This is a genomic window from Paraburkholderia sp. RL18-085-BIA-A (genome assembly GCF_046027075.1).
In the GTDB taxonomy this organism is placed as follows: Bacteria; Pseudomonadota; Gammaproteobacteria; order Burkholderiales; family Burkholderiaceae; genus Paraburkholderia.
Window position 1 is genome coordinate 1 of record NZ_JARESU010000459.1, and the last position, 1132, is coordinate 1132.

Annotated in this window: 1 protein-coding gene; it reads left to right on the plus strand. The window is 53.6% G+C overall.

All coding sequences use genetic code 11. The features are described from left to right. Nucleotides 1-1132 (plus strand): ISNCY family transposase (locus P0D89_RS53210; protein WP_408379675.1); only part of this gene is annotated, 1132 nt, incomplete at both ends.

Here is a 1132-nt window from a genome sequence, read left to right on the forward strand (position 1 = left end):
CCGCTGGTTCGAGGAGCGTGCGCCGGCCTGCACGCTGCTGGTGTTCATCGACGATGCGACGGGCCGGCTGATGACGCTGCATTTCACGGCCACGGAATCGACCTTCAGCTATTTTGAGGCCCTGTCGAAGTATCTGGCGGCACACGGCAAACCTGTCGCGTTCTATAGCGACAGGTTCAGCGTCTTCTACGTCAAGGATCGGGCGAGCACGGCTGGCAAAGGCGTCACACAGTTCGGCCGCGCCCTTTACCAGCTCAATATCGAGGCGTTCTGTGCGAACACGAGTCAGGCCAAGGGGCGGGTCGAGCGAGCCAACCTGACGTTGCAGGACCGGCTCGTCAAGGAACTGAGGTTGCGTAACATCAGTACGCACGAAGCGGCCAATGCGTATGCGCCCTCCTTCATCGCCGGTTTCAACCGGCGCTTCGGCAAGCCACCGAAGAGCGACCACAACGCGCACCGGCCGCTGCGTGACGACGAGGACCTGAAGCAGATCCTGGCCTATCGCGTGGCGCGCAAGGTCTCCAATGCGCTGACGGTGCAGTACGACAGGGTCATGTACCTGTTGCAGGACACCGAGGCAAACCGGCGTCTGATGCATGAATACGTTGAGGTCGTTGAATACCGGAACGGAGCCATTGAGATTCAGGCGGCGGGCCGCGTGTTGCCCTGTCGCGAATATGACCGGATCACGCAGATTGATCAGGGCGCGGAGATTGAGAACAAGCGGCTGTCCGCGGCATTGGCGGTTGCGCGGCTGGTGCAGGCGCAGCGTGATGACCGGCGCGTTTCCGGCTCGCCTTCACGCACCCATATTGGAGAGGACGTCCGGGCGAAGAAAGCGCTGGTGGGCCTGAAGAAACAGCGGGCGATCACGCTAGTGGATGTCACTCAGGCGGTTCATGAGGTGAGCAGCAAAAAACATGAAGAACGGGGGGTGGGGGGGGGGGGGGGGCGCCCCCCCCCCAAAAAAAAAAAAAAAAAAAAAAAACAAAAAAAAAAAAAAAAAAAAAAACAAAAAAAAAAAAAAAAAAAAAAAAAAAAAAAAAAAAAAAAACAAAAAAAAAAAAAAAAAAAAAAAAAAAAACAAAAAAAAAAAAAAAAAAAAAAAAAAATAAAAAAAAAAAAAAAA